General features: G+C 73.3%; 19 protein-coding genes. 10 read left to right on the top strand and 9 right to left on the bottom strand.

What is annotated here, in order from left to right; genetic code table 11:
• Positions 1-23: 23 nt before the first annotated feature.
• Positions 24-527 (top strand): DUF3093 domain-containing protein, encoded by a 504-nt coding sequence (locus BMW99_RS05325; protein WP_107451680.1) that lies wholly within the window; start codon positions 24-26, stop codon positions 525-527.
• Here the strand turns inward: BMW99_RS05325 and BMW99_RS05330 are convergent.
• From BMW99_RS05330 to BMW99_RS05345, 4 genes are all read right to left on the bottom strand, one after another.
• Complete coding sequence (locus BMW99_RS05330) at positions 505-1,203, bottom strand: hypothetical protein (protein WP_075016319.1); 699 nt, start codon at positions 1,201-1,203, stop codon at positions 505-507. The two genes, BMW99_RS05325 and BMW99_RS05330, sit on opposite strands and share 23 nt — an antisense overlap.
• A gap of 133 nt (positions 1,204-1,336) precedes the next feature.
• Positions 1,337-1,636: a DUF4193 domain-containing protein gene (locus BMW99_RS05335; RefSeq protein ID WP_069464672.1), complete on the bottom strand. Its 300-nt coding sequence runs from the start codon at positions 1,634-1,636 to the stop codon at positions 1,337-1,339.
• Positions 1,637-2,141: 505 nt separating this feature from the next.
• Positions 2,142-3,413 (bottom strand): sensor histidine kinase, encoded by a 1,272-nt coding sequence (locus tag BMW99_RS05340; RefSeq protein ID WP_107451620.1) that lies wholly within the window; start codon positions 3,411-3,413, stop codon positions 2,142-2,144.
• 5 nt (positions 3,414-3,418) lie between these two features.
• Positions 3,419-4,072, bottom strand: a complete 654-nt coding sequence (locus BMW99_RS05345; RefSeq protein ID WP_069464671.1) for a response regulator transcription factor — start codon at positions 4,070-4,072, stop codon at positions 3,419-3,421.
• 328 nt (positions 4,073-4,400) lie between these two features.
• Between BMW99_RS05345 and BMW99_RS41190 the strand changes: the two genes are divergently transcribed.
• Entirely contained in the window at positions 4,401-4,574 is a 174-nt protein-coding gene (locus BMW99_RS41190) for a hypothetical protein (RefSeq protein ID WP_176735550.1), read from the top strand.
• Positions 4,575-4,686: 112 nt separating this feature from the next.
• On the opposite strand, the gene BMW99_RS05350 is transcribed toward BMW99_RS41190, so the two are convergent.
• Both BMW99_RS05350 and BMW99_RS05355 read right to left on the bottom strand, forming a co-directional pair.
• On the bottom strand, positions 4,687-5,508 hold the full coding sequence (locus tag BMW99_RS05350) for an inositol monophosphatase family protein (RefSeq protein WP_069464670.1): 822 nt from the start codon (positions 5,506-5,508) through the stop codon (positions 4,687-4,689).
• Positions 5,509-5,531: 23 nt separating this feature from the next.
• Positions 5,532-6,674 carry a ferrochelatase gene (locus tag BMW99_RS05355; protein WP_069464669.1) on the bottom strand — a complete coding sequence of 381 codons (1,143 nt, stop codon included), beginning with the start codon at positions 6,672-6,674 and terminating at the stop codon, positions 5,532-5,534.
• Positions 6,675-6,893: 219 nt separating this feature from the next.
• On the opposite strand from BMW99_RS05355, the gene BMW99_RS05360 reads away from it, so the two are divergent.
• The 5 genes from BMW99_RS05360 to BMW99_RS05380 all read left to right on the top strand — a co-directional run bounded on the left by BMW99_RS05360 (position 6,894) and on the right by BMW99_RS05380 (position 12,561).
• A complete protein-coding gene (locus tag BMW99_RS05360) occupies positions 6,894-8,174 on the top strand; it encodes an MFS transporter (RefSeq protein ID WP_069464668.1) in 1,281 nt (426 codons plus the stop codon).
• Entirely contained in the window at positions 8,098-9,453 is a 1,356-nt protein-coding gene (locus tag BMW99_RS05365; RefSeq protein ID WP_069464667.1) for a D-arabinono-1,4-lactone oxidase, read from the top strand. Before BMW99_RS05360 ends, BMW99_RS05365 begins: the two co-directional genes overlap by 77 nt.
• A gap of 376 nt (positions 9,454-9,829) precedes the next feature.
• The gene (gene sepH / locus BMW99_RS05370; RefSeq protein ID WP_177226055.1) at positions 9,830-10,954 is read left to right on the top strand and encodes a septation protein SepH; all 1,125 of its coding nucleotides are present in this window, start codon (positions 9,830-9,832) and stop codon (positions 10,952-10,954) included.
• A gap of 123 nt (positions 10,955-11,077) precedes the next feature.
• Positions 11,078-11,815: a maleylpyruvate isomerase family mycothiol-dependent enzyme gene (locus BMW99_RS05375; RefSeq protein ID WP_075016320.1), complete on the top strand. Its 738-nt coding sequence runs from the start codon at positions 11,078-11,080 to the stop codon at positions 11,813-11,815.
• Between the two features lie 110 nt (positions 11,816-11,925).
• Positions 11,926-12,561 carry a dihydrofolate reductase family protein gene (locus BMW99_RS05380; RefSeq protein WP_245791216.1) on the top strand — a complete coding sequence of 212 codons (636 nt, stop codon included), beginning with the start codon at positions 11,926-11,928 and terminating at the stop codon, positions 12,559-12,561.
• A 10-nt stretch (positions 12,562-12,571) separates the two neighbouring features.
• On the opposite strand, the gene BMW99_RS05385 is transcribed toward BMW99_RS05380, so the two are convergent.
• On the bottom strand, positions 12,572-13,411 hold the full coding sequence (locus BMW99_RS05385) for a sulfurtransferase (protein ID WP_075016321.1): 840 nt from the start codon (positions 13,409-13,411) through the stop codon (positions 12,572-12,574).
• Between the two features lie 176 nt (positions 13,412-13,587).
• On the opposite strand from BMW99_RS05385, the gene BMW99_RS05390 reads away from it, so the two are divergent.
• Positions 13,588-14,373: a VOC family protein gene (locus BMW99_RS05390; RefSeq protein ID WP_075016322.1), complete on the top strand. Its 786-nt coding sequence runs from the start codon at positions 13,588-13,590 to the stop codon at positions 14,371-14,373.
• A 28-nt stretch (positions 14,374-14,401) separates the two neighbouring features.
• Here BMW99_RS05390 and BMW99_RS05395 read toward each other — a convergent pair whose 3' ends face one another.
• Positions 14,402-15,598 (bottom strand): ROK family protein, encoded by a 1,197-nt coding sequence (locus BMW99_RS05395; RefSeq protein ID WP_079175938.1) that lies wholly within the window; start codon positions 15,596-15,598, stop codon positions 14,402-14,404.
• Between the two features lie 284 nt (positions 15,599-15,882).
• On the opposite strand from BMW99_RS05395, the gene BMW99_RS05400 reads away from it, so the two are divergent.
• Positions 15,883-17,040 (top strand): Gfo/Idh/MocA family protein, encoded by a 1,158-nt coding sequence (locus BMW99_RS05400; protein ID WP_075016367.1) that lies wholly within the window; start codon positions 15,883-15,885, stop codon positions 17,038-17,040.
• 145 nt (positions 17,041-17,185) lie between these two features.
• Complete coding sequence (locus tag BMW99_RS05405) at positions 17,186-18,196, top strand: sugar phosphate isomerase/epimerase family protein (protein WP_069465141.1); 1,011 nt, start codon at positions 17,186-17,188, stop codon at positions 18,194-18,196.
• 122 nt (positions 18,197-18,318) lie between these two features.
• Here the strand turns inward: BMW99_RS05405 and BMW99_RS05410 are convergent, their stop codons facing one another.
• Entirely contained in the window at positions 18,319-21,963 is a 3,645-nt protein-coding gene (locus BMW99_RS05410) for a glycoside hydrolase family 3 C-terminal domain-containing protein (RefSeq protein ID WP_069465142.1), read from the bottom strand.
• Positions 21,964-22,133 lie beyond the last annotated feature (170 nt).

Raw genomic sequence — 22,133 nt, forward strand, 5'->3', positions numbered from 1 at the left:
GGCGGGCATGGCAGTCTGGTGCCATGTCTGGTGCGATCTCTGATGCGAGCTCGGGCGCGGTGGCGCCGCTCGCCGGCGACTACGACGAACGCCTCACCGTCCCACGTTCCTGGTGGCTGATGGCCGTGGGCGTGGGCGTGGCGATGGCGATAATCGTCTTCCCCATCGGTCCGCTGGCGATGCTCGTCGGCCTGGTCGGCGGCGCCGCCCTGGCCATGGCGGGGGTCAGCTCCTACGGCTCGGCGCGGATCAGGGTGGTGGCCGGCTCGCTGGTGGCGGGCAAGGCCCGCATCCCCGTCGAGGCGCTGGGCGAGGCGAGCGTCCTGGACGCGGCGGAGGCGGTCGCCTGGCGGTCGCACAAGGCCGATCCGCGGGCGTTCATGCTCATGCGCTCGTACGTGCCGACGGCGCTGAAGGTCGAGGTGACGGATCCGGCGGACCCGACGCCGTACGTCTACCTGTCGACGCGCTCGCCGCAGCGGCTGGCCGACGCGCTGGCGGCGGTCAGGTCTTCTCGGGCCCGGTAGTCCCGAACCCCGGGGTCCCGGGTCCTGCGGTCCCGGGCTCCGTGGTCCCGGGCCCCGCGTCGGGGTCCCCGGCGGGCGGCGGCGCGGGCTCGGGCGGCCAGGGCTGCTGGTGCTCGCGCAGGTCGTGGCGGACCTTCTCGGCGAGCCTGCGGGTCTCCCGGCGGTTCATGGTGGCGCCGACGGCCGCACCGATCATGAACGGCGTCAGCGACGGCGTGTGGCGCACGGTGCGCCGCAGCAGGCGCTGGCGCATCTGCCGTTTGAGGCTCGTGCCCACCGCCACGTTGACCGTGGACAGCCGGAGCACGTTGATGCCGCGCTGCTCGGTCCACGACCACAGGTAGGCGGTGGCGCGCGCCCGGGCGTTGCCGGGGCAGCGCAGCCCGTAGACCTCGTGCAGCTCGGCGATGAGCTTGTACTCCACGGCCGCCACGCCGAGGGTCTCACTGGCCAGCTCGACCGCCATGGTGGGCGGGGTGGGCAGCATCGCGACGGTGCCCATTCCGGCACCGACGGTCATCGTGCCCTTCACCGCGGCGGCGATCAGCCGGTCCGCGATGTCCTCGGGTCCCAGGCCGGGGAACTGGCGGCGAAGGGTCGCCAGGTCCCGCACCGGGATCCGCGGCGCGGTCTCGATGAGCCGTTCCGAGACCGACCCGAAGCCGGTCCTGGCCATCCGGCCGCCCCTGCGGGCCCCGCTGCTGACTCCCCGGCCGATTCCGCGAGCGGTCGTGGCCGCGAGCGAGGCCCTGCGGCCTCGCTCGTCGCCCTCGCGGCTTTCCGGCGAACCGGTCACGGGCACCCGGGGGTCAGGCCGCGCAGTCGCGGCAGATCGGGTTCCCGTCCTTCTCCGCGGCCAGCTGGCTGCGGTGGTGGACGAGGAAGCAGCTCATGCAGGTGAACTCGTCCGCCTGGCGGGGCAGCACGCGGACCGACAACTCCTCGTTGGAGAGGTCGGCGCCGGGCAGCTCCAGGGACTCTGCCTGGTCGAACTCGTCGACGTCCACCGCGGAGGTGGTCTTCTCGTTTCGCCGGGCCTTCAGTTCCTCGATGCTGTCCTCGTTGACGTCATCGTCGGTCTTGCGTGGGGTGTCGTAATCCGTAGCCATATTCGCTCTCCCCCTGTGGGTGTCTGCGGTGTCTCCAGCGCACGTAACGCGCGAGAGGCCGGACTTGTGCCCGCCTCGAGGCGGAGATTTTGCCTCACATCAAGCCCTGTTACTCAATCGACACCCGATACGCCCCTCGAATAGGTGAGCGCATCGGTGGCCGATCATGATCCGCGGCGGTCCGAAAGTCATACGCCGCGGATGCCTTCACGTGTACTTCCCGTGATCATGACCTGGGGAAACATGGATTTTCCGGTCGATTCCCCTGGCCTGGCGATCACCGAGCGTACACGCTGCCGAAGGTTGGTGTGCAATCGATCACAGCCGATCTCCAGCATGAGCGAACCCGGAAATTACTCGCAAAGCGAACAGACTCCGGGCCCGGCCACCCTCCAGGACGCAGGACAGGGGTGACAGGTTTCACAGGTCTGGACACACCTGTCCCCCGGCGGGTCCGCCGGGGGACGTGGCGGGCTCCGGGCCGGACGCCCGGGAAGTGGGCCGGTCAGACGGGAATCGCGACCCGCATGACCAGACCACCGCCCTCGCGCGGCTCGGCCGAGATGACGCCGCCGTGCGCCCGGGCCACCGAGCGCGCGATGGACAGGCCGAGCCCGACGCCCTTGTCGCTGCCGGTGCGCTCGGTACGCAGCCGCCGGAACGGCTCGAAGAGGTTGTCCACCTCGTAGGCGGGGACGACCGGGCCGCTGTTCACCACCACGAGGATCCCCTGGCCGCCCTCCACGGACGTGGCGACCTCCACCCAGCCGTCCTGGGCCACGTTGTAGCGCACGGCGTTCTGGACCAGGTTCAGGGCGATCCGCTCCAGCAGCACGCCGTTGCCCGGCACGACCGCCGGCTGGAGCTGCTCCCGCAGCTCCACGTGGCGGCTGTCGGCCTCCGCGCGGGTCTGCTCCAGGGCCTGGGAGGCCACCTCGGCCAGATCCACCGGCTTGCGGTCGACGATCTCGTTCTCGCTGCGGGCGAGCAGCAGCAGGCCCTCCACGAGCTGCTCGCTGCGCTCGTTGGTGGACAGCAGCGTCTTCCCGAGCTGCCGCAGGTCCGGCGACGCCTCCGGGTCGGACAGCTGCACCTCCAGCAGGGTCCGGTTGATCGCCAGCGGGGTGCGCAGCTCGTGCGAGGCGTTGGCGACGAACCGGCGCTGGGCGTCGAAGGAGCGCTCCAGCCGGTCCAGCATCTCGTCGAAGGTGTCGGCGAGCTCCTTCAGCTCGTCGTCCGGGCCGTCCAGCTCGATCCGCCGCTTGAGGTCGGAACCGGCCACGCTGCGGGCGGTCCTGGTGATCCTGCCGAGGGGCGCGAGCACCCGGCCGGCCATCACGTAGCCGAAGGCGAAGGCGACGACGGCGAGCCCTATCAAGGCGATCAGCGACCGCTTGAGCAGGGTGTTGAGCGCCACGTCGCGCTGGTGCTGCATGCAGGTGGCGATGGCCGAGGGGATGTTGCCGTTGTTGTTGTTGTCGACACATCCGCCCTTCGGGTACGTGATCGTCTCCACCTGGAAGGGCAGGCTGGAGCCCTCGTGAATGGCCTGGGCGGCCAGCAGGTAGATGATCCACAGCAGGATGACGCCGGCGATCAGGAACATGCCGCCGTACAGCACGGTGAGCCGTATGCGGATGGTCGGCCGCAGCCAGGGCGGCGGCTGGTGCTCGGGCAGCGACGGCTCCCGGGGCGGACGCGGCGGTGAGAGCGGCTTCGCCGGCAGGACGGTCCGGATGCCGGACGGCGAGGAAGGGCCGGGGTACTGGGTGGCCATGGCGATCAGATCCGGTAGCCGGAGCCGGGCACGGTGACGATCACCGGGGGCTCACCGAGCTTGCGGCGCAACGTCATGACGGTCACCCGCACCACGTTCGTGAAGGGGTCGGTGTTCTCGTCCCACGCCTTCTCCAGCAACTGCTCGGCGGAGACCACGGCACCCTCGCTTCGCATGAGGACCTCCAGGACGGCGAACTCCTTGGGCGCGAGGTGGACCTCCTTGCCGTCCCGGGACACCTCGCGGCGGTTGGGGTCGAGCCGGATGCCGCAGCGCTCGAGGACCGGCGGCAGGGCCGCGGTGGTCCGGCGGCCGAGCGCGCGCACGCGGGCGGTCAGCTCGGTGAAGGCGAACGGCTTCGGAAGGTAGTCGTCGGCGCCCAGTTCCAGGCCCTCGACCCGGTCGCTGACGTCGCCGGCCGCGGTGAGCATCAGCACCCGGGTGGGCAGGCCCAGGCCGACGATCTGCCGGCACACCTCGTCACCGTGCACGACCGGCAGGTCACGGTCGAGGACGACCACGTCGTAGTCGTTGACCCCGATCCGTTCCAGGGCGGCACCGCCGTCGTAGACGACATCGACGGCCATCGCCTCGCGGCGCAGGCCGGTGGCGACCGCGTCCGCGAGCAGTTGCTCGTCCTCGACGACCAGTACGCGCAAGGCGTTCTTCCTTCCGTGAAGCAGTGGCGATCCTTCCCCACATCCTGCACCGAAGGCTCGTAAACCGGCGGTAAGGGTGCGGCAGGGGAGGCCGCTGCGGAGGGTGTGGAGGGCTTGTGCAGGTCGGCGGGGCGTGCCGGATCGGCGCCAGGTCACCGGCGTGGGCGCGGGCGGTGCGGAATTTCTTTCGTGTCGGAGAGGTTTCCGGCATCAATCACGCGGGGAGGACGGCTTTACACCCACCCACCGTGCCCTGCCACGCGTTTCCCCTCGTGCGGCACCTGGGTCAGACACATCCCCGTGTCAACGGAGACGACGAGGAGGCGCCATGGACGCGTTCACCACCGGAATCCTGCAGCGCATACACACCACGGAGTCCGATCTTCGTCGGGCCCGGGAGACGGGCGACGAGTTCCTCGCCGACGTCGAGCAGAGCGAGCTGGAAGACCTCCGCCGCCTCGCCGCCGAGCACGGCGTGGACGTACGGCCCAAGGTCGCCTGAGCCCAGGGGCCGACCCCCAAGCCGCACGCCCCGGTCACCAGGAGGTGCCGGGGCGTTCGCATGCCCGTCCGCCGTCGTGACGGGCGGGGCCGGCCCGGCCCGGCCCGGCCCGTCAGTCGTGCCAGGCGCCGAGGCCGTCCAGCAGCTCCTGGAGCGGCTCGAAGAGCCCCGGCGGCGCGGCGATCGTCAGCTCGCCGGAGGCACGCTCACCGGGCCGGCCGCCGGTCAGTGCGCCGGCCTCGCGCGCGAACAGCTCGCCCGCGGCCAGGTCCCACGGGTTCAGGCCGCGCTCGTAGTACGCGTCGAGGCGCCCGCAGCCGACGTCGCACAGGTCGATGGCGGCCGAGCCGCCGCGCCGGATGTCGCGGACCCGTGGCACCAGCGTGCGGACCACCTCGGCCTGGGCCGCCCGGCGCTCGGCGATGTAGCCGAAGCCGGTGCCGACCAGGGCGTGGTCGAACTCCGGCGCCGGGCGGCAGTGCGCCGGCCGTCCGTTGACCAGGGCGCCGCGGCCCGCCACGGCCTGGTACGTCTCGCCGCGCAGCGGTGCCGCGACGACCCCCACGAGCGTGCTGCCGTCCTTCTCCGCGGCGATGCTGACGGCCCACGACGGCAGGCCGTACAGGTAGTTCACGGTGCCGTCGAGCGGGTCGACGACCCAGCGGATGCCGCTGGTGCCCGCGCTGCTCGCGCCCTCCTCGCCGAGGAAGCCGTCCTCGGGGCGGACCCGGCCGATGACGGAGGTGATCAGCTTCTCCGCGGCGATGTCCATCTCGGTGACGACGTCGATGGAGCTGCTCTTGGTCGCGGCCACGCCGAGGTCGGCGGGCCGCCCGTCGCGCAGCAGGTCGCCGGCCTGGCGGGCGGCGTCCAGCGCGGTCTGCAGCAGCTCGTCCAGCAGTGCGGCGCTGACGCCGGTCGCCGGTGTGCTCATCAGTGGTGGCTCCTTGGTCGGGATCAGTCGAGGCCGGCAGCGGCCGGCAGCGGGTTCCTGGCCGGGCAGCAGCCCGCGGGGCAGACGTCGTGGCTGGGGCCGAGCGCGCCCAGCGCGCACCGCCGGGGGCTCAGTCCCCGCTCGGTGGCGGCACGCTCCAGCACCAGGTCGCGTACCGCGGCCGCGAACCGCGGGTCGGCGCCGACGGTGGCCGCGCGGGCGACGGGCAGGCCGAGTTCCCCGGCCTTGGCGGCGGCCTCGGTGTCGAGGTCGTACTTGACCTCCATGTGGTCGGACACGAAGCCGATCGGAACCATGACGACGGCGGGCGCACCGGCCGCGTGCACGTCCTCCAGGTGGTCGCAGATGTCCGGCTCCAGCCACGGGATGTGCGGGGCGCCGCTGCGCGACTGGTAGACGAGCTCCCAGGGCCGCTCGACGCCGGTGGCCTCGCGGACGGCGTCGGCGATCACCCGGGCGGTGTCCAGGTGCTGGGCGACGTAGGCGCCGCCGCCGCCGTGGCCGGGGACCGGGCCAGAGGTGTCGGCGGCGGAGGTCGGGATGGAGTGGGTCGTGAACGCCAGCCGGGCGCCGTCCCTGACCTCCGCGGGCAGCTCGGCGAGGGCCGCCAGCACCGCGTCGGTCATCGGCTCGACGAAGCCCGGGTGGTTGAAGTAGTGCCGCAGCTTGTCCACCCGCGGCACCGGGCGGCCCTCCTCGGCCAGCACCGCCAGCGAGGCGGCCAGGTTCTCCCGGTACTGGCGGCAGCCGGAGTACGACGCGTACGCGCTGGTGGCCAGCACCAGGATGCGGCGGTGTCCGGCGTCGGCCATCTCCCGCAGGGTGTCGGTGAGGTAGGGCGCCCAGTTGCGGTTGCCCCAGTAGACCGGCAGGTCCAGACCGTGGTCGGCGAAGTCCTTGCGCAGCGCGTCCAGCAGCTCGCGGTTCTGGGCGTTGATCGGGCTCACGCCGCCGAACAGGAAGTAGTGCTTGCCGACCTCCTTCAGCCGCTCGCGCGGGATGCCGCGGCCGCGGGTCACGTTCTCCAGGAACGGCACCACGTCGTCCGGCCCCTCGGGGCCGCCGAAGGACAGCAGCAGGAGGGCGTCGTAGGGGGCGGCGTCGGACGGGGCCGCGGCGTCGGGCTGGTCTGGCTGATCGGACATGTCTCCGATCCTGCCACCCGCGGCCGTGCGGCCCGCCCCGGGCCACCCCGGCCGCCGGATGGTCCCTCCGGCCGGCGGCGGGGGTGGCAGGACCGGCGGTACTGCCAGGACCGGCGGAAAAGCCCTTGCCCCGGTTCGTAAGCTGTACGGACCATCCATGTTCCTTACCGGACACGCGGCCGCGCGTCCGCCGAGCTGCGGCCATCCGCCGGGGGCACCGTGAGCAGTCCGTACCGGGCGATCTTCACCGCCCCCGGAACCCGCGCCTTCTCGGCCGCGGGCATGGTCGGACGGATGCCGCTGTCCATGCTGAGCCTGGGCATCGTGACGATGATCTCCCAGGTGACCGGCCGCTACGGGCTGGCCGGATCGCTGTCGGCGGCGCTGGCGCTGTCCGGCGCGGTGTGCGGCCCGCAGGTCTCGCGGCTGGTCGACCGCTACGGGCAGCGGCGGGTGCTGCGCCCGGTGTGCGCGGTGACGGTGACCGCGCTCGCCGTGCTGCTCGTCGCGGTCCGGGCCGGCGCGCCGGACTGGGTGTACTTCGTCTGCGTGGTGTGCGCGGGGCTGACGCCGAGCATGGGCGCGATGGTGCGGGCCCGCTGGTCGGCGATCCACCACGGCTCCCCCGAACTGCTGCACACCGCCTACGCGTTCGAGTCCGTGGTCGACGAGGTCATCTTCATCCTCGGGCCGATCCTGTCGATCGGCCTGTGCACGGCCTGGTTCGCCGAGGCCGGCCCGCTGCTGGCCGCGTGCTTCCTGGGCGCCGGCGTGCTGCTGCTGACCGCCCAGCGCTCCACCGAGCCGCCGCCGCATCCGCGCGACCAGCTCGGCGGCGGTTCGGCGTTGCGCACCCCGGCGCTCGCGGTGATGACGGCGGTCTACGTGGGCACCGGCACGCTCTTCGGCGCGGTGGACGTGAGCACGGTGGCCTTCGCCGACGAGCGCGGCCACAAGGCGCTGGCGAGCCTGGTGCTGGCCTCCTACGCGCTGGGTTCCTGCCTGGCCGGGCTGGTCTTCGGGCTGCTGCGGCCCAAGGGCCAGGCGGCGGGCCGGTTCCTGCTGGGCGTGTCGCTGATGGCGGTGAGTATGATCCCGCCACTACTGGTCGGGAACTTGTGGTCCCTGGCCGGTGCGCTGTTCCTCTCCGGCCTCACCATCGCCCCGACGATGGTGACCGCGATGGGCCTGGTGGAGCAGCTGGTACCGCGGGCGAAACTGACCGAGGGCATCACGTGGATCTCCACGGGCCTCGCCGTCGGGGTCGCGGCGGGGGCCTCGCTCGCCGGCCGGGTGGTCGACGCGCACGGTGCCTCCGCGGCGTTCGCGGTACCCGCTGTCGCGGCGGTCGTCGCCGTGGCGGTGGCGGTCCTGGGGAATCGCCGGCTGCGGCCGGCGCGGGAGCGGGAGGAGCCGCGGGCGCATGGCGGAGACGCGGAACGGACGGACGGGCGGGGCGGCCGTGACGGCGAACGGGACAGCCGGGAGGGCGTGGCGTAACTGGGCGGGCAACGTGTCCGCGGCGCCCGCCCGTGCGGTGGCGCCCGCGTCGGTGGACGAGCTGGCCGCCGAGCTGCGCAGGGCGGCCGAGGACGGCCTCACCGTGAAGGCGGTGGGCTCCGGGCACTCCTTCACCTCCACTGCGGCCACACGGGGCGTCCAGGTGCGCCCCGAGGCGCTCACCGCGATCCGCGACATCGACCGCGCGGCGGGCACCGTCACCGCGGAGTCGGGCGTCCGGCTGAGCCAGCTCAACGCGGTGCTGGCCGCCGAGGGGCTGTCGCTGGCCAACATGGGCGACATCATGGTGCAGACGGTGGCCGGCGCGACCAGCACCGGCACGCACGGCACCGGCCGGGACTCCGGCTCCATGGCCGCGCAGATACGCGGGTTCGAACTCGTCACCGCCGACGGCTCGGTGCTGACCTGCTCCGCCGAGCGGAACCCCGAGGTGTTCGCGGCCGGCCGGATCGGCCTCGGCGCGCTCGGCGTGGTCAGCGCGATCACCTTCGCGGTGGAGCCGATGTTCCTGCTGACCGCCCGCGAGGAGCCGATGCGGTTCGACCGCGTCATGGCGGAGTTCGACCAACTCGTCGCGGAGAACGAGCACTTCGAGTTCTACTGGTTCCCGCACACCGACGGCTGCACCACCAAGCGGAACAACCGCAGCCAGGGGCCGGCCGCGCCGGTCCCCCCGCTGCGCGGCTGGATCGACGACGAACTGCTGTCCAACGGCGTCTTCCAGGCCGCCTGCGCACTCGGCAAGGCGGTGCCGGCCGCGATCCCCGGCATCGCACGGGTCTCCAGCCGGGCCCTGTCCGCCCGCACGTACACCGACATCGCCTACAAGGTGTTCACCAGCCCGCGCCGGGTGCGGTTCGTGGAGATGGAGTACGCGGTGCCGCGGGAGGCCGCGGTGTCCGTCATCCGCGAGCTCAAGGCCATGGTCGAGGCGTCCGACCTGCGGGTGAGCTTCCCGGTGGAGGTGCGGGTGGCGCCGGCCGACGACATCGTGCTGTCCACCGCGTCGGGTCGCGACAGCGCGTACGTGGCGGTGCACATGTACCGGGGCAGCGGCTACCAGCGGTACTTCACCGCGGTGGAGCGGATCATGGTCGCCGCCGGCGGCCGGCCGCACTGGGGGAAGATCCACACCAGGGACGCGGAGTATTTGTCCGGCGTCTATCCGCGGTTCGGCGAATTCACGCAGTTGCGCGACAGGTTGGACCCGGAGCGGCTGTTCACCAACAGCTACCTCCGCAGAGTGCTGGGGGCCTAGGGGGTTCGCGGGGCGGTTCATTGGGCTACGTCCCTTTTTGCCCGGCGCACAAGGGGCTCACGCGTGATCCGCGTCACCCAACTCCCGCCCCCCGTAGGACATTCGGCGGCGCGGCAGCCGCCCTCGGCTGGCCCGAATGGAGTACCGTGACGAGCCGTGGCTCAGGCTGCCCGTTCGGCCGCCCGGGCCGATCGGGGGGCGAACCAGGGACGCTTGTTCCGCGAGCACCGACGAGCGGTCACGCAGAGTGGCCAATCGACTACAGTCCCATAACGGCGTGTCACCACGCGGGCCCGACACGCCGGGCAACTCTGCAAGGTTGTGGCACGCTGCACCCGGGCAGGCCACACTCTGTCCAACGGGAGCAGCGACGCACGTGACGTCGGCAGGCACCACCCGGGAGGTAACCGTGCCCGAACTGCGCGTCGTGGCCGTCAGCAACGACGGCACACGACTGGTGCTCAAGGCTGCCGACAGCACGGAATACACGCTCCCGATCGACGAGCGTCTGCGGGCGGCGGTACGCAACGACCGGGCCCGGCTGGGCCAGATCGAGATCGAGGTCGAGAGCCATCTGCGGCCGCGCGACATCCAGGCGCGGATACGTGCCGGTGCGTCGGCGGAGGAGGTCGCCCAGCTGGCCGGCATTCCGGTCGAGCGGGTGCGCCGCTTCGAGGGTCCGGTGCTCGCCGAGCGGGCGTTCATGGCCGAGCGGGCCCGGAAGACGCCGGTCCGGCGGCACGGCGAGAGCACGGGCCCGCAGCTGGGCGAGGCGGTGGCCGAGCGGCTGCTGCTGCGCGGCGCGGAGAAGGACACCGTGCTGTGGGACTCCTGGCGGCGGGACGACGGCACCTGGGAGGTGCTGCTGGTCTACCGGGTCGCCGGTGAGCCGCACTCGGCGAGCTGGTCGTACGACCCGCCGCGCCGGCTGGTGCAGGCCGTCGACGACGAGGCCAGGTCGCTGATCGGCGAGACGGCGCAGAGCGCTGCGCAGGAGCCGAGCTTCCCGTTCGTGCCGCGGATCGCGCGGCTGCCGCGGGACCGGCCGCTGGACCGTGCCCTGGAGCGCCAGTCGGACCGCGGCGACCGTTCGGACCGGACGGACCGTACCGACAGGACCGACCGGGCCGAGCGCGCGGAGCGTGTGGAGGAACGCGGCGACCAGGACGAGCGGGACTCGCTCACCAGCCTGCTGGAGGCCGTGCCCAACTTCCGCGGTGACATGGTCGTCCCCGCGGGGCCCGTGAACGCCCCGGACGCGGCGCCTGCCGCGGAGGACCCCGCCGAGCAGGCGGAGGAGACCGCGCCGGCCGCCAGCGCGGGAGCGGGCTCCGCCTACGCGGACGTCCTCATGCCGCGCGCGGTGGCGGGCCACCGCGACCGTCTGGTCGGCACCACCGACCGCCAGGCCGAGGCCGACGGCGTCCGCCCCGGCCGCCGGGCGACCGTCCCCAGCTGGGACGAGATCGTCTTCGGCAGCCGCCGCAAGAAGCAGGAGTAGGCAGGACGTTGCCTCCGGGCCGCCGGCAAGGCGACCGGCCCGGAGGCAACGTGCGCGCATCCGTGACAGCCTGGACGGGCCGGTCGCGGAGCCGGCGGGCAACCGGCAACGGGAGGCGCTCTGATGGCGGCTGACGGCACGGCCTTCGAACCCGGGGCCGTCCTGGGGCAGATCACCGAGGCCACCGGTCAACTCCTGCGGACGGCAGCCCGGTTGGGTGAGGGCGACGTGCGCGCGCCGTCGCTGCTGCCCGGCTGGTCGCGCGCCCACGTGCTGACGCACCTGGCCCGCAATGCCGACGGCGGCCGGCGCCTGCTGACCTGGGCCAGGACCGGCACGAGGACACCGGAGTACCCGAGCCTGACCGCGCGGGCCGAGGAGATCGAGGCGGGCGCGGGCCGTGGCGCGGCCGAACTGCTGGCCGATCTGCGGGACAGCGCCGCCGCGTTCGAGGCCGAGTACCGCAGGATGCCGCCGGAGGGCTGGGACCGCGTCGTGCGCTGGACGCGCGGCCAGGAGCACCCGGCGTCGCGGGCCGCCGACGCCCGGCTCACCGAGGTGGTCGTCCACCACGCGGACCTGGACGCGGGCTACACCCCGGACGACTGGCCGGCGGCGTTCACCGATGCGATGCTCGGCCGGGTGGCGGCGTCGTTCTCCGCCCGCGACGACGCGCCGCCCATGCGCCTCCACGCCACCGACGCGGTCGCCGTCTACAGCGTCGGCGCCCCGCGGCTCGCCGGCCCGACCGTCCGCGGGACGCGGAGCGCGCTGCTCGCGTGGCTGATGGGCCGCTCCCCCGGCGACGGCCTGACCGTCCACGGCGGCGGCGCCCTTCCCGCCCCGCCGTTCCTCTACTGACCGCGCCCTCCCCCACCGACCGGAGAACGTGCCCCCCACGCCGATGAGTTGCGGGTGCGCTCACGGTCCAAGAGGTGACGGCCGAACCGCGGCGAGAGGGAGGACCCCTGGTGGTCGACGGTGCTTCACGGGACGCGGGGCGCGGCGGGCCGGCGGCGCCCGAGCCGCAGACGGCCCGCGGCAAGGTGCTCTGGCACTTCACGATGTCCCTGGACGGGTTCGTGGCGGGCCCGGAGCACGCGATGGACTGGATGACCGGGTTCACGCTGCGGCCGGGGCTCGTCCAGGAGTACGCGGCGACCACGGGCGCGGTGCTGGGCGGCCGGGACGGCTGGGATGCCTACCCGGACGCCGGAGCCGTCTACGGGGGCGCGTGGCAGGGCGCGATGTTCGTCCTCACCCACCACCCGGACGACGCCGGGCCCGCCGCCGGAGTGACCTTCCTCGACTGCGACGTCGCCGAGGCGGTCCGGATCGCCCTGCGGGCGGCCGGCGGCCGGAACCTGGAGGTGTTCTCGCCGACCATCGGCCGCCAACTGCTGGACCGCGGGCTGATCGACGAAATCGACCTGCACATCGCGCCCGTCCTGCTGGGTGACGGCGTCCGCCTGTTCGACAGCCCCGGTACCGCCCCCGTCCGGCTGCGCCTGCTGAACGGGGACGATCCGGCCGCGACGGTCGACGTCCGCTACCGGCCGGTCCGCGCGGACGCGGCGGGCGGGGACGCGACGGCCGGGACCGCGTGAGCCGGAGCGCTCAGCCGGGTGTCGGGCCCGTGGCGACCGGACGGCCGGTGCCGGCGGTCCACTCGCTCCAGGAGCCCGGGTAGAGCGCGGGCACCGGCAGGCCAGCGACGGCCACCGCGAGGATCTCGTGCGCGGCGGAGACGCCGGACCCGCAGTAGACGCCGACCTCGGCGCCTTCCTTCGCGCCCACCGCCGCGAACCGCTCCGCGAGCCGGGCCGCGGGCAGGAACGTGCCGTCGGCGGTGACGTTGTCGGTGGTCGGCGCGCTCACCGCGCCGGGGATGTGGCCGGCCACGGGGTCGATCGGCTCGACCTCGCCGCGGTAGCGCTCCCCCGCGCGGGCGTCCAGCAGCACGCCCCGGCGCGCGAGGTCCGCCGCGCCGTCCGCGTCGAGGACCGGCAGCGCGCCCGGCCGCGGCACGAAGTCGCCGTCGCCGGGCGGCGGTTCCTCGGTACTCAGCGGCAGCCCGGCCGCGGTCCACGCGCCGAGCCCGCCGTCCAGCACCCGTACGCGCTCGTGCCCGGCCCACCGCAGCAGCCACCAGGCCCGCGCCGGGCCCCAGCCGTTCCAGTCGTCGTACAGCACCACGTCGCGGTCCTCGGCGACCCCGGCGCGGCGCATCGCGGCGCCGAACGCCTCGACGTCGGGCAGCGGGTGGCGGCCGCCGGCGCCGGGCGGCGCGGCGAGGTCGGCGTCGAGGTCGACGTACCGGGCGCCCGCGAGGTGTCCGGCGGCGTACTCGCCGTGTCCGGGCGGGCCGCCCATCCGGTAGCGCACGTCGATCAGGACCGGCGGCCGCGCGCCGCCCAGTTCGGCCGCGAGCGCGGCCGCGGAGATGATCGGTTCCATGACGCCATTGTGGCGGGCGGAAGGGCGCGAACGGGACGCGGAACGAGGCGTACCGTTTCCCCCTCCTGGGCACCAAGGGGATGAATGCGGCGCGGTCGGGGCGCGCCGCACAGCCGGTGGTGCAACGATCGGCGTGCCACATTCGCCCGAGTTGCCCGCGAGGAGCGCGTTCCGCGATGACCGAAGTACCGAGCCGGCGTCCCTCCGGCACGCCCTGCTGGGCCAGCCTGATGGCCCACCGGGTCGATCGCGCGCTGGAGTTCTACGGCGCCCTGTTCGACTGGGAGTTCGTGCCCGGCCCCCGCCAGCTGGGTTCCTACGTGATCGCGCTGCGCGACGGGCGGCGGGTCGCGGGCATCGGCGAGGGCGCCGCCGAGCCGCACCGCCCGGTGTCCTGGGCGACGATGCTGGCGTCCGACGACGCGGACGCGGCGGCGGAGCTGGCCCGCGAGTGCGGCGGCACCGTCGGCATCGGGCCGCTGAACGCGGACGAGGCCGGGCGTCTGGCGATCGCCGTGGACCCGTCGGGGGCGGTGTTCGGCATCTGGCAGGGCGACCGGCTGCCGGGCGCGGAGGTCGACGGCGAGCCCGGCACGGTCGCCTGGAGCGAGCTGTTCACGCGGGACGCGGGGCTGGTCGCGAAGTTCTACCAGACGGTGTTCGGCATGGGCGCCCCGGTTCCGGAGGAGGGCGGGGTCGACCGTGTGGTCCTCACGGCCGGCGGGCGGCCGGTCGCCGGTGTCCGCGGCGTGGGCCGCGATCTCCCGCGCGACCGCGGCGCGCACTGGATGACGTACTTCGCGGTGTCCGACACCGATGCGGCGGTGACCCGGGCGGCGGGCCTCGGCGCCCGCGTCCTGGAGCCGCCTCGCGACTCCCCGTACGGCCGTCTGTCCACCGTCGCCGACCCCGAGGGCGCGGCCCTGACCCTGATCACCCCGCCCGCCGCCGGCGGGACCTGACCCGCCTCGGCCCCCGGGCCCGGGCCGGTCAGGCCGGTTCGGCCGTGGCGGAGGGGGTGGTGGGGGTGGTGGAGAGGAGCTGGGGGGCGTCGGCGAGGATCAGGCCCGCGGCGCCCCGGACTTCCGCGCCGTCGCCGAGGCCGCCGGTGACGATCGCCACGCCCTCGCCGGCCGAGGGCAGGGTGTGGCGGCGGACGCCCGCGCGCATGGGCTCCAGGATGTCCTCGCCCGCGCCCGCGAGGTCGCCGCCGACCACGATCAGCTGCGGGTTGAGCAGCGTCACGAGGGTCGACAGCGCGCGGCCCACCGCGTCGCCCGCGTCGCGGACGGCGCGCAGCGCACCGGTGTTGCGCTGCGCGATGAGCCCGGGCAGGTCCCGCGGGGCCACCGGGTGGCCCCAACTGTCGGACAGCAGCCGGGCGATGGCGACGGGGCTGGCCACCGTCTCCAGGCATCCCCGGTTGCCGCAGCGGCAGATGAGGCCGTCGGCGATGAGCGGCAGGTGGCCGATCTCGCCGGCCAGGCCCCGCGCGCCGAGCAGCAGCCGCCCGCTGCTGACGATCCCGGCGCCGATGCCCGCGGACAGCCGGACGTAGACCATGTCGCCGGCGTCCCGGCCCGCGCCGTACATCCGCTCGGCGAGGGCGCCCGCGTTCGCGTCGTTGGTGACGCGCACGGGCAGGGAGGTGCGGCGGCGCAGCTCGTCGGTGAGCCGCATGCCGACCCAGCCGGGCATGATGCCCTCGGCCCCCAGCGCGCCGCTGCCCAGCTCGACCGGGGAGGCGATGCCCGCGCCGATGCCGAGGACCCGGGCCCGGGCGACGCCGGTCTCCTGCAGGGCGCGGCCCACGAGCACCGCCACCAGGTCGAGGGTCTCCTCGGGGGCCCGGTCGACCTCCTTGGCGACCCAGTGCTCCCACAGCACGGACCCGAACAGGTCGCACAGGATCACCCGGACGTGCTGGTGCCCGATGTCCGCGCCGATCGCGTAACCCGCCGTCGGCACCAGCGACAGGGACTGCGCGGGCCGCCCGGTGCGCCGCGGTTCGGTCTCGTCGGCGCCCTCGTCCTCGGTGACCAGGCCGACCGCGATGAGGTCGGCGATCAGCGAGGAGACGGTGGCCCTGGACAGGCCCGTCACCCTGACGAGTTCGGGCCGGCTGCTGCGGGGCGCGGCGTGCAGGGCCTCCAGCACCCTCAGCCGTCCCACCTCGCGCAGGTTCACTGGCGTGTCGATCGTGACCCCCGGAATCCGTACGTGCGTCTGCCCGCACCGTGCACTCTCGCCGACATTCCCGTCAAGAGCCTTGACTTATGCGGAAGTTCAGGCAGAAACTCGCGAACTGTTCTACCTGCTGGCGCGAGTTTCAGTCGATGCCGGATGAATAACGATTGCCTTCTCTGCCCGGACACTTCCCCATGGCCCCAGCCGGGAGGACACACGTGACGACCGACCACTCCGCAGGCCCCGACACCGGTGGCGGCGCCGTTCCCGCGCTGCGCGTCGGCATGGTCGGGCACGCCTTCATGGGCGCGGCCCACTCCCAGGCGTGGCGCACCGCGGGACGCTTCTTCGACCTGCCGCGGCGGATCGCCATGACGGCCGTCTGCGGCCGCGACCGGGACCGGGTGAGCGCGGCGGCCGGCCGACTCGGCTGGGAGTCCTGGGAGACCGACTGGCGTCGCCTGGTGGCCCGCGACGACATCGACGTCGTCGACATCTGCACGCCGGGCGACAGCCACGCGGAGATCGCGGTGGCCGCGCTGGCCGCAGGCAAGCACGTGATCTGCGAGAAACCGCTCGCCAACTCGGTGGCCGAGGCCGAAGAGATGGCCGCGGCCGCGGACCGGGCGCGCGCGCACGGAGTGCGGGCCATGGTGGCCTTCACCTACCGGCGGGTCCCGGCACTCGCGCTGGCCCGCCGGCTGGTGGAGGAGGGCCGGCTCGGCCGGATCCACCAGGTGCGGGCGCAGTACCTCCAGGACTGGCTGGTGGACCCGGAGTTCCCGCTGGCCTGGCGGCTGGACAAGGAGCGCGCGGGCTCCGGCGCGCTCGGCGACCTGGGCGCCCACAGCGTCGACGCGGCGCAGTACCTGACCGGTCAGCGGATCACCTCGGTCGGCGCACTGCTGCAGACGTTCGTGACCGAACGGCCGGTGCCGACCAGCGTGAGCGGCCTGTCGGCGACGGCGGGCACCGGGCGCGGTCCGGTGACGGTGGACGACGCGGCGCTGTTCACCGCGCGTTTCGACGGCGGCGCGATCGGGGTGTTCGAGGCGACCCGGTTCGCCACCGGGCACAAGAACGCGATGCGCATCGAGATCAGCGGATCGGACGGCAGTCTCGCGTTCGACGCCGAGTCGATGAACGAACTCGCCTTCTTCGACCGCTCCGAGGGCTCGGCGACGGCCGGGTTCCGGCGCATCCTGGTGACGGAGCCCGACCACCCCTACGCCGGAGCGTGGTGGCCGCCCGGCCATCTGCTGGGCTACGAGCACGCGTTCAGCCACCAGGTGCGGGACTTCGTCGAGGCGGTGGCCGAAGGCACCGACCCGCGGCCGTCGTTCGCCGACGGCCTGTCGGTACAGCGGGTGCTGGCCGCGGCGGAGTCCAGCGCGGCGGCACTGGGCGTGCACGTCCCCGTCCTGCCCGTCCGCACCCACTGAGCCGCCCCGCCCCGAACCGGCCCGACCCCGCCCTGACCTGTCCTGACCCGCGCCGCCCCGCCCGGGCTCGCCCGGTCCCGGCGGACCACCCGCCCGCGCGACGTCCCACCGTCCGGATGGCCGCACGCTCCCTTGGAGGACGCCCATGGCACGCCCTGTCACCCTGTTCACCGGCCAGTTCGCCGACCTGCCGTTCACCGAGGTGTGCCGGCTCGCCGCGGAGTGGGGCTACGACGGCCTGGAGATCGCCTGCTGGGGCGACCACTTCGAGGTCGACAAGGCGCTGTCCGACGACGGCTACCTGCCGCGGCTGCGCGACACCTTGGACAAGCACGGGCTGGGCTGCTGGACGATCTCCTGCCACCTGACTGGCCAGGCCGTCTGCGACCACCCCATCGACGAGCGGCACCGGGGCATCCTGCCGGCCAGGATCTGGGGCGACGGCGAGCCGGAGGGGGTGCGCCGGCGGGCCGCCGCGGAGATCGCGGACACCGCGCGGGCCGCCGCCGCGTTCGGCGTCGACACCGTGGTGGGCTTCACCGGGTCCTCGATCTGGCACACGGTGGCGATGTTCCCGCCGGTGCCGCCGGAGATGATCGACCGCGGCTTCCAGGACTTCGCCGACCGCTGGAACCCGATCCTGGACGTCTTCGACGAGGTCGGCGTGCGCTTCGCGCACGAGGTGCACCCCAGCGAGATCGCCTACGACTACTGGACCACCGTGCGGGCGCTGGAGGCGATCGGCCACCGCCCCGCCTTCGGCCTCAACTTCGACCCCAGCCACTTCGTGTGGCAGGACCTGGACCCGGTGGGCTTCCTCTGGGACTTCAAGGACCGCATCTACCACGTGGACTGCAAGGAGTCCGTGAAGCAGCTCAACGGCCGCAACGGGAGGCTGGGTTCGCACCTGCCGTGGGGGGATCCGCGGCGCGGCTGGGACTTCGTGTCCACCGGGCACGGCGACGTACCGTGGGAGCCGGTGTTCCGGATGCTCAACAGCATCGGCTACGGCGGCCCGATCTCGGTGGAGTGGGAGGACGCCGGCATGGACCGGATGCTCGGCGCGCCGCAGGCGCTCGCCCATGTGCGGGCGCTGGCGGCGATCGAGCCCCCGGCCGCGTCGTTCGACTCCGCGTTCGGCTCGTCCGACGCCTGAGCCGGCTGCTGCCGGCTCCCCCTGAACGCCGGTGTGCCGCCCTCCCTGACGGGCGGCACACCGGTCCGTACGTGTCCGGGACCTCCGGGGCGGCCGGCCCGACCGGCCGCCCCGGACGGGTGTCAGCCGCCGACCGCGACGGCGAACAGGTGCATCGCCACCTGCCCGTTGGCGACGCCCTGGCTGACGTCGGGCAGCGTCACGGCCCGTACGGTCTTCCCGGGCAGCAGGTCGACGGTCGCGCCGTACAGGTGCACCGTCTGGTTCTGGTGCCCGCCGCCGTTGTTGAGGTACGGCGTGGTGGCGGCGATGTCACTGCCCTGCGACGCTCCGCCGGACCACCAGTCGGCGAGCGCCAGCGCGTACGTCTGGGTCGTGCCGTCGGTGTAGACGATGGTGCCGCTGCCGGACGAGGAGCCGAAGTCGCTGGTGCCGACGAAGCCCAGTTTCGTTCCGCTGCCGGTCAGTTCGACCGCCTGCCCGCCCGCGACGACGTTGTCCGGCTGCCCGGTGCCCGCGGTCGCCGGGAAGGTGAAGGACACCCCGTCGTGGACGGTGGCCGCTCCCGCGGTCCAGCCGGCCGCCGCGAGCGCCTGCGCCGAGAAGCTCGCGCCGCCGCCGTCGAGGTTGCCGGTGCCGGTCGCGCTGTCGTCGCTGACGCCGGAGTTGCCGAAGGCGGCGGCGAGTGAGGCGTAGGGCACGGTCACCGGGGCCTGCGCGGTGTGCGTGCCGCCGGGTGTGGTGACGGTGGCGTCCAGGCCGAACGACGCCGGGTCGGTGCCCGCCGGTATCCGCACCGCCCAGGTGGTGGTCACCGCCTGGCCCGCGCCCACCGTCGGGAAGGTGGCCGGGGTCGTCGCGGTGGCGGTCCAGCCGGCCGGGGCCGACAGGGCCACGCCGACGCCGTTCACGGGCGCGGCGCCGCCGTTGGTGTAGGTGGTGGTGGCGGTCAGGGTGCTGCCGGCCTCCGCCACCGGGAGGGCCTGCAGCGTCAGGGAGTTGTGCACGACGACGGGCGCGGAGCCCGTGACGCCGCCCACGGTCGCCGAGACCGTCGCCACGCCGTCGGCGACGGCGTGCACGGTGCCGTCGGCGGAGACCGTCGCCACCGCCGGGTTGCTGCTGGCGTACGTCACCGCGGTGTGCTTCAGGTCGGCGAACGTCTGGTCGTCGTTGACCGCCTCCACGACGTCGTCCGCGGTCAGCGACGGGTCGCGGTGCTCCTTGGCCGGGTCGGTGTCGTCCTTGATCCACCGGTTCTTCGCGGTGAGGCTGAAGGTCTCGCCGGCGTTGTACACGACGTTCTCCGGCTGCACGGTGACGTACTGGACCTTCGGTGTGAGCCGGCCGCTGATCGTGACGGGGGCGGTTCCGGCGATGTGCGCGGAGTCGCCGCCCACCTGGAACCCGTAGGTGCCGTTCCAGACGGTCTGCCGGGAGTGCGCGGCGTCCCACGAGGCGAGGCCGGCGGCCTTCACGGTGAGGTCGACGTGCTGGGTCTGCCCCGGCGCGAGGACCCGGGTCTTGGCGAAGCCGGCCAGCCGCTTCTGCGGCAGGTCCACGCCCGGCACGGTGAACGGGGTGGCCGCGTAGAGCTGGACGACGGTGGCGCCGGCCGTGCCGCCGGTGTTCGTGACGTTGACGCCGATCTTGACGGTGCCGTCGGGGGTGATGGCCTTGTGGTCGGCCTTGATCTTGGAGAAGGCGAAGCTGCTGTAGCTCAGGCCGTAGCCGAAGGGGTAGGTCGGCGTGCCGGTGAAGTACTGGTAGGTGCGGCCGAGTCCGCCGGTGGCGGCCGGGGTCAGGCCGTAGTTCTGCTTGTCGGGCAGCTGCGAGTCGTCCTTGTACCAGGTGAAGTTGAGGTGCCCGGACGGGTTCTGCTTCCCGAAGAGGACGTCGGCGAGCGCGGTGCCCTGCGCCTGCCCGTTGTAACCGCTGAACAGGACCGAGGCGACCTTGCCCTGCTCGTCGTCGATCTTCACCGGGCCGTCGGACTGGATGACCAGCGCCAGCTTGTCGTTGCCGAGCGCGGCGGTCTGGTCGATGAGCGAGTCGTAGTCGCCGGGCATCGCCAGGTTGTCGCGGTCGTTGCCCTCGTCGCCGTTGGCCTTGGTGGTGCCGACGAACAGCACTACGAGGTCGGCGGCGCGGATGTCGGCCCGGGTCTGGTCGCTGAGCACCGCGGCGCCGGTGGCGGTGGAGGAGGTGCCGGCCGCGTCGAACACGACGTCGGCGCCGGGGTTGGCGGCCTTCACCGCGTCGGTGATGCCCTGCACGGGGCTGGTGGTGTGGGTGGGTTCGCCGCTGTAGAGGCCCAGCGAGGTGGTGTTCGCCAGGTCGCCGAGGATGACGATCTTCCCGGTCTTCGCCGGGTCGGCGGGCAGCAGGGGCTTCCCGGTCGACGCGGGGGCGGCGTTCTTCAGCAGGACGAGCGCGTTGTCGGCGACCTTGGCGGCGAGCGCCTGGTGGGCCGGGCTCTCGATCTGGTCCTTGGTGATCGAGGTGTACGGCACCGAGCCGGCCGGGTCGAACTCGCCGGTGGCCATGCGGACGGTGAACACCTTGACCAGCGCCGTGTCGATGACGCCCTCGCTGAGCGCGCCGGCCCTGATCGCCTCGGTGATGTTGGCGGTGGTGGCCTCGTCGCCGGTGCAGTTGAGGTCGGTGCCGGCCCGCAGCGCGTACGCCTGGCCGCCCGCCTGGCCGGACAGGGTGGTGCCGGTGGCCGTCTGCGTCCAGGTGGGGTTCGCCTGGTGGTCGGTGGTCCAGCCGGGCGGCGCCCAGTCGTGGCCGCCCGGGAACTGGCGCCAGTTGGTGCCGACCGCGCCGCAGTCGGAGGTGATGTAGCCGCCGAACCCGTAGGTACGCTGGGCGAGTTCGTTGGTGGTGTACGTGTCGGACACCGACGGCGTGCCGTTGATCGCGTTGTACGAGGTCATCAGGCCGGCGACGTGCGCGTCCTCGATGAGGCTGCGGAACTGCGCGGTGTAGTAGTCGCGCAGGTCGGTGTCGGTGGCGTCGGAGCTGATGCCGGTGCGGTTGTCCTCGACGTTGTTCAGGGCGTAGTGCTTGGCCGTGGCCGCGACCTTCAGGTAGCCGGTCTGCGAGCTGCCGTCCTGGTTGTTGCCCTGGTAGCCGTCGACGAACTGCCCGGCCATCTGGCCCACGAAGTACGGGTCCTCGCCGAACGCCTCGTCGGTGCGGCCCCAGCGCGGGTCGCGGTCCAGGTTGACGGTGGGCGCCCAGTAGGTGAGGGAGCCGTAGTCGTCGGCGGACGGGCCGAGGTTGTTCTGCCCCTTGTCGAAGAGCGACTTGTCGACGAATCCACGGGCCTCGTCGGAGATCGCGGTGCTCTCCTGGTACATCAGGTTGCGGTCCCAGGACATCGACGAGGCGAAGTTCGTCGGGAAGCCGGTGGCGTGCACGCCGCCCTGGACCCCGCCGTTGTGCTGGTCGGCGCCCAGGCTGTTGACGCCGTGCTGGCCCTCGCTCCAGTACGTGTACTGCTGCACACCCAGCCGCGGGATGGCGGGCCCGCTGTTGGTGCTCAGCTGCTGCACCTTCTCCTGGAGCGTCATCCGGGACACCAGGTCGGCGGCCCGCTCCTGGAAGGAGTAGTGCGTGTCGCGGTAGATCGGGATGCTGCTCTGCGCGGCACGCGGCGACTGCGCGAGGGCGGCGCCGCCACCGGTGGCGCCGAGTGCGGCCGCACAGGCCAGCGCGCATGCCGCGGCGAGCGTGCCGCGTCGGCGCTTTCGCTTGTCCATCCTGCCTCCGTCGTCATCAAGCAGGGGACCCGGTCCGTTCGGCGGACTTAGGTGCAAGTCCGAAGAAAGTCCGGGGCTTGCGTTGTCAGTGTGGGAGTGTGTGGCCTCGCTTCTCCCAACGTCAAGACTCACGACGGGAGTTGGTGCCCAGGGTTTTGACTGAAGACGGC

Source organism: Actinacidiphila rubida (genome assembly GCF_900110255.1).
Lineage (GTDB): Bacteria > Actinomycetota > Actinomycetes > Streptomycetales > Streptomycetaceae > Actinacidiphila > Actinacidiphila rubida.